The sequence below is a fragment of the Aminobacter sp. P4_H6_2 genome, from assembly GCF_056400805.1.
On sequence record NZ_JBFUKO010000310.1, the window covers coordinates 1 to 6420 of the forward strand.

Annotated in this window: 6 protein-coding genes; 4 read left to right on the top strand and 2 right to left on the bottom strand. The window is 59.3% G+C overall.

Annotated features, from left to right (window positions below):
* The first annotated feature begins 111 nt into the window (after positions 1 to 111).
* The 4 genes from AC1DUU_RS20040 (at position 112) to AC1DUU_RS20055 (ending at position 4906) form a co-directional block, all read left to right on the top strand.
* Positions 112 to 1341 carry a YcaO-like family protein gene (locus AC1DUU_RS20040; protein ID WP_476785153.1) on the top strand — a complete coding sequence of 410 codons (1230 nt, stop codon included), beginning with the start codon at positions 112 to 114 and terminating at the stop codon, positions 1339 to 1341.
* A 5-nt stretch (positions 1342 to 1346) separates the two neighbouring features.
* Entirely contained in the window at positions 1347 to 2687 is a 1341-nt protein-coding gene (locus tag AC1DUU_RS20045) for a TfuA-like protein (protein ID WP_476785154.1), read from the top strand.
* A 206-nt stretch (positions 2688 to 2893) separates the two neighbouring features.
* Complete coding sequence (locus AC1DUU_RS20050) at positions 2894 to 4105, top strand: gluzincin family metallopeptidase (RefSeq protein WP_476785155.1); 1212 nt, start codon at positions 2894 to 2896, stop codon at positions 4103 to 4105.
* Positions 4106 to 4276: 171 nt separating this feature from the next.
* Positions 4277 to 4906, top strand: coding sequence for a hypothetical protein (locus AC1DUU_RS20055; protein ID WP_476785156.1), 630 nt, complete (start codon positions 4277 to 4279; stop codon positions 4904 to 4906).
* Between the two features lie 155 nt (positions 4907 to 5061).
* Here AC1DUU_RS20055 and AC1DUU_RS20060 read toward each other — a convergent pair whose 3' ends face one another.
* Positions 5062 to 5538 carry a GNAT family N-acetyltransferase gene (locus AC1DUU_RS20060; protein WP_476785157.1) on the bottom strand — a complete coding sequence of 159 codons (477 nt, stop codon included), beginning with the start codon at positions 5536 to 5538 and terminating at the stop codon, positions 5062 to 5064.
* The coding region (locus AC1DUU_RS20065; protein ID WP_476785158.1) for a tetratricopeptide repeat protein at positions 5535 to 6420 on the bottom strand (886 nt) is incomplete at its 5' end. The genes AC1DUU_RS20065 and AC1DUU_RS20060, both read right to left, overlap by 4 nt.

Sequence of the window (6420 nt, forward strand, 5' to 3'; positions counted from 1 at the left end):
CCCCGATCGCGGCGCTGGGGAATTCTGTTTGGCGGTGTGCTGATTGCTGTAGCCGCAATCGGTGCGACCATTATGCTCGACAACCAGGCGCGATTCCTGCCTTAGTTCTGCATGGTTTCAGATTGTACCTCTTCCCATGCGCCAAAACTGTACCGCCAAGGTACCCATCGCACGATATCTCCCGCCGAAACCCTTGCGCGGGTTCGCCCCTTTCTAGAGGCTATGGGGATAACGCGGGTCGCCAACGTCACCGGTCTTGACCGCATCGGAATTCCGGTGGTGACCGTTGTCCGGCCGAACTCGCGTTCTGTCGCGGTTTCGCAAGGTAAGGGTATCACGCTCGACGCCGCGAAGGCCTCCGGCGTCATGGAAGCCGTTGAAGGGTTCCATGCTGAGCGCATTGAAAAGCCGCTCAGGCTTGGCAGCCGAAACGAGCTTGCGGCAAGCCTTGATTTGGCCGACTTGGACGGGCTTGCCCGGCTTCATGAAAGTCACATTGACGGCGACCTGCCGCTTTTGTGGATCGAGGGTTTCGACTGGATTGGTAAGCGATCGATCTGGTTGCCTTATGACGTGGTTCACGCCAATTACACGCTGCCCCCGGTCGGCCGCAGCGGAAGTTTCGTTGAAAGCACCAATGGCTTGGCGTCGGGCAACCACATGTTGGAAGCCGTCGCTCACGGTATCGCCGAAGTCGTGGAACGCGACGCAACTACCTTGTGGAACTGGCTGTCGGACGCAAGGCGGCGCAAGACCCTACTCGATCTCGACTCCGTCGACGATGCGACTTGCTCGAGCTTAATCGAACGGTTGCGCAAGGCTGGCATGTCCGTCGGCGTCTGGAACATCACGAGCGACGTCGGGGTGCCCTCCTTTTATTGCATGATTGTCGATGAACAGTTCAAGCTGGGCCATTCCGGCGCCGGAGCGGGCAGCCACCCGGCCCGCGAGATCGCCCTGTTGCGCGCGCTCACGGAAGCTGTTCAGGTGCGGACCAACTATATTACCGGGGCCCGCGACGACCTTCGGCGGGATGAATATGAACCGTCCGGACTGGCAGCGAAGCTCACATGGGCGAGGCGCCTGATGAACGGAAAGGGGAGCGTTGACTTCAGTCGCATACACTCCACACAATTTGCTTCGCTTGGCGAGGATGTCGACTGGATGTTGAAGCGGCTCCAGGTAGTCGGTATTGGCCAGGTCATTTCGGTCGATCTTACGAAGCCGGAGTTCTGCGTGCCGGTGGCGCGGGTCGTCATTCCTGGTCTGGAAGGACCGGACGACCACGACGACTATTGTCCGGGGCCGCGGGCGCTTGCACTCGGCGGCAGGCGATCATGACATTCTTGGTCTTTGCGGGTCCCACGATTTCGGCCGCCGACATCACCGCGAAACTGGACGCCGTCGTGCTGCCGCCTGTGTCCATGGGTGATGTCTATCGCTACGGCCGAACGCGGCCGCGCGCGATAGGCATCATCGACGGCTATTTCGAGGGCGTGCCGTCGGTCTGGCACAAGGAAATATTGTGGGCGATCGACCAGGGCATCGCGGTGTTCGGCGCAGCCAGCATGGGAGCGCTACGCGCGGCGGAATTGCAAGCGTTCGGCATGCGTGGCGTCGGCACCATTTTCGAGGCCTTTCGCGACGGCCTGCTGGAAGACGACGATGAAGTGGCCATCCAGCACGGCCCGGCGGAGATTGGCTATCTCCCCTTATCGGAACCCATGGTCAATATCCGCGCGACCCTCGAGCACGCATTACGAGAAGGCACGATCGAACGGCAGGTCTCGGAGACGCTGTCGGCAATGGCAAAGGCGAGTTTCTATCCCGAGCGCCGGTGGCGAACGCTACTGGAACACGCGTCGGCGGAGGGCCTAAACAATGAGGCGCTAAAGGCGCTCGAAGCCTGGCTGCCGCAGGGCAGGGTTGATCAGAAGCGGTTGGACGCGCTGGTCATGCTCGAAGCCATGGAAGCCCTCAGGCGCGAAGGAGGTCGCCAAGGGGCGGCCGAATACCGGTTGGAACGGACGACGATGTGGGCGCAAGCATTGCGCGACATCGAGGCCACGGAGATGCATTTAGGCGACGGGTCGGCGATCATCGACGAACTCAGGCATGATCCGCAACTGTTCAGAACGGTCAGGCGCAATGCCGCCGCAAGGCTCTTTGTGGAGCGTGCCGACACCGGGAATCAAGGATCGGATGCAGCGCGCAATGCTGCAAGCGCCACGACACGGTTCCGCCGTGAAAGAAGGCTATTCACCCAGGCCGCATTCGATCGGTGGCTCATCGACAACGACCTGGACAAGCGCGGTTTCGAACAGATGATCGAAGGCGAGGCGCGACTGGCGGCGATCGAAGCCGGAACCGATCTCGGCCGCCATATGCTGGACGAGCTTCGCCTTGGCGATGCTTATGGCGAACTGGCCGGGCGCGCGCGGCGAAAGCACGACCTTCTGCACAGCCTAGGGATGCCAGACCCTACTCCTTCCCACACTGGCCTGACTGTCCTAGAATTACGGCGGTGGTTCTTCGACATGCGCCTCGGCCGTCGAATGCCGGCTGACCTAGCAGATTTCCTTGGGGAAGCAGGCTATCCGGATAAGGAGACCTTCGACCGCGTGATAGCTCGTGAGTACATATTCTGGAGCAGGGCTGCCGCTGACAGCAAACCATCGGCGGAATGACTTGGCAGGGAGAGAGCAGGCGCAGTAATCTTTTCAGTGAGGGGGTTCCGGCCATGTTTAGTGCTTCGCCTTCAGTCGAACCTCCCCAAGGGACGCGCTTCCGCCTGTTCCCTCAACTTCCGACGCTAGAAGAACAGGGGGAACCTGAAACAGTCTGGGTTTCGCCGCCTGCAGGTACGGTCTTTCCGGGACCGGCCGACGCTCGTTTGTATGTCGTCGACCCAATCGGCAAGGAAAAGCCCTATGGCTTCTACGAGGAGCCGGGAGGGCAAGTCACGCACTACGGCCCGCCATGGGATGGGCCAATCGTTGCGCCTGCCGAGCCGGACAGGGATGGGCATTTCGATCATATCGAATTCGGTACGCCGCAGTTCCTCCAGGCGCACGCCTATGGCGCAATACGCTTCACGCTGGACATATGGCAGGAGTATTTTGGACGCGGCATCGGCTGGCATTTCGCAAACAGCCGAGAAAGGCTGGAGGTCGTGTTCCTGCCAGGGCTCGACAATGCCTATGCCGGCTACGGCTCGATCGAAATAGGCTCGTTTCGCACGCCAAGCGGCAACTGGGTCGAATTCGGCTTGAGCTTCGATGTCGTGTCGCACGAGACCGGCCACCTGATCATCTACGGCGAGGTAGGCCTTCCCGACACCAGCAACATTCCTGGCGAACATTTCGGTTTCCATGAGTCATCGGCCGACATGGTGTCGTTGATCGCGCTCATGCATTTCGAGTCTGCCCTGGTAGGGCTGCTCGAGGCGAGCCATGGCAACCTTTACAGCTACAACCGTCTCAACCGATTTGCGGAAGTGTCTGATTTCGAGCAATTGCGCGTCGCGTCCAATCCGCTGACGCTCTACGATTTCGCGGATGGATGGGTGAACGAACATGACCTAGCCCAGCCGCTGACGGGCGCCCTATTCGACATATGGGTCGATGTTTTCCACGAGGACCTGCTGAAACGAGGGTTGATCCCCGCGCAACTCGAAGACCTGTCGGATCAGCTCGAAGGCGATCCATCCTATCATGAGGTCATCCAGCCTCTGTTCGACAAGGCCTATGGCACGAACCCAGAAGGCTTCGCCGCATGTCTTGCTGACGCGCGGGACTATATGGGCCGCGCGCTGGCGCAAAGCTGGTCCCGCCTGCGCCCGCTTCACCTGGACTATGCCGCAGTCTCGCGGGCCTTTCTTGCGGCCGACGATCGGCTGACCGGCGGACGTTTCCAGAGGATCATCACGGGCAACATGGAGCGGCGAGGGATCGGTCTCGTGCGCGCAGGCCCGAAGCTGCTGTCGACAGGCGAAGACAGCCACACCTATTCACGGCGTACCCCCGAACCGGAGATGCAGCAGAATTGCCGGCATTTTCCCTACCGGACGAGGATGGCGCTTAGGCGAGCTGCGTACACGGGCTGAGATGTCCCTTCGGGCATATGTCGCGCATGCTGGAGTTGCACAAGCCAAGGCTACTTCTCATGAGAACCCGCCATAACATCGTCAGTTGTTTGAACAGCAACGATTTCATGATAGTTTCGACCCCAAGCTGAGTGTGGATGATTTTTTGTTTATTGGCTAAGGAGAGGTGGCGTGGCAGAGACCCTTCTCAGTACCTCCACGATACTGCTGTTCGGCAGGGTCATGGATGACATGAAATACAGTCCCGTTGATCCGCGAACGCCTGACGGACCGCCAGCGGTAGGTAACGCTGGAGATCCGCCGCGCTTCGGCGATAACAACGACCTAATAGAACAATTGTTGGCAGACAAGGAGAACGAAAAGAAGAGTGTCAGATTTGCCAGAATCTACGGCTTTGCGTTCGAAGGCCAGTATTATGACTTTGCGAGGCCGCAGATATTTCTTGTTCATGGAAGTGGAACCAAAGCTGAGAGCCCTGTCCCTGGAGCGGGCGCCAAGGCCTGTGCCAACCGTAGCGCCGACAGAACCGGCGTAGCTTCAACCGACGCGTCCTTCGCCGAGGACATCATGGTGTGGTCCTACGACAAGGGTGACTATCTCGTGCGTCTCGATCCGTCCGCAGGGCCGCTGGAACAGATTGTCCTTGATGCAGAATTGGATGCGGCTGGCACATATAGCGGTGGTAAAGCCTACAGTGGTGGTAAAGCCTATAGCGGCGGCAAGGCCTATAGCGGCGGTAAGGCCTATAGCGGAGGCAAAGCTTACAGCGGCGGCAAGGCGTATGGTGGTAGCAGCGACTAGTTCTTGGCCCCCAAAATCGGGATCGATTTTCAGAAAGGATGATGCACAGATTCAAAGTGATACAGCGTCCTTGCGCATCTTAGACGCGCGACGCAGTATGGCGGCGATAGAAACGGGATTGCGCTTTAGCTAGTTTTATCGCGCGTGAGGCGGGACTATTGGTCGCTCCAACGCATGTGCAGCTTTGTATGGTCGCTGCCATTAGGCTTGAAGCCCAGCCTGCGATAGAGGCTGATTGCACGGTTGCCCCGCAGCAGTGACAGCAGCACCGGCTTGCCGACTTTGCGCGCATCGGCCATCGTCTCACAGATGAATTTCGTGCCGACACCTCTTCCCCGGATCTTTTCGTTGAGATGTATCTGGTCAAGATGGACTTCGCTCTCCGTGTGCGAGACCTGTATCCAACCCGCCTCGACCCCATCCATAAGGACGATCCTGATCTCTTCCGGCTTAAAATATTTCTTGAAAGCATTTTTCACCTTCTTTTCGTCCCAGATGCCGAGCGCCTTTTGAAGTGGGCACATGGAGGAGAGGTAAAGGGCCTGGCAGAAGCCGAAGTCGCCTGCAACAGCGGGGCGCATCGCAATGGGTGTAGGCGCATCGCGCGCCACTCCAGGCTCTTGCAGGCTCATTTTATCCCTGCCTCTCTCAACCCGTCGATCAGCCGTTCACGTGGTTCGGGGTTGCGATCCGGTGGCACGTTCACCCAGTGCGCAAGGGTGAATTCGGGATGGGTGAGCAGAAGCTGCCTGGCATACTGGCGAGCTTCGCCCATGCGCCCGAGCAAGGCATTGCTGGCGGTCAGCATGCGGTAGGCCTCGGTCTTGTCATGCATCTGGTTGAGTGTGCGGATCGCTTGCTCATAGTCCTGCATATCGAAATAGGCTTCACCCAGATGCCARAGATACCAGTCGGGATAGTAGGGATTGAGGCGCATCGCCCGCTTGATCAAAGAAACGGCCCGCTCCGTATCCCCATAGACGGAGACTGAATGCCCCATTTCGGCCAGCACGTCGGCGTCGTTGGGATTGGCGTCGAGGGCACGCTCAAAGGCGGCCAGCGACGCCTCATGGTCGCGCTTGTAGAGGTAGGCGCTACCCAGGGCGGCATAGCCGCGCGCGTCGCCCGGATCGAGGCTGATGGCAATCTCGGCCTGCCTCAGCGCCTCGTCCAGCGACGGCTCTGGTGGGTCGGCCCAGTTGAAACGCCACGCGTCGTTGAGTGTGCGCGATATCCCTATGTAGGAGCGAGCATAATTGGGATCGACCTCGGCGGCCTGCTCGAAAAGACGGCGGGCATGCTGGTTGGTTTCGCGCAGCAGTCGCTGGTAGACATACTTGCCGTGCAGAATGAGCCCGTAGGCCTGCAAGTCGGAGGGTGCACTCAGCACCATCCGGTGCATTTCCGATGCGCTCACCTCGATTGACAGACGCGATGCGACAACGGTCGTGACTTCGTCCTGAAAGGCGAAAATGTCGCTCATGTCACCGTCGTACCGGTCAGACCATATGGTG

Bases quoted from the DNA above. Each gene is read 5' to 3' on its own strand.
- AC1DUU_RS20060 (WP_476785157.1), bottom strand. From the start codon at position 5,538: ATGAGCCTGCAAGAGCCTGGAGTGGCGCGCGATGCGCCTACACCCATT.
- AC1DUU_RS20040 (WP_476785153.1), top strand. From the start codon at position 112: ATGGTTTCAGATTGTACCTCTTCCCATGCGCCAAAACTGTACCGCCAA.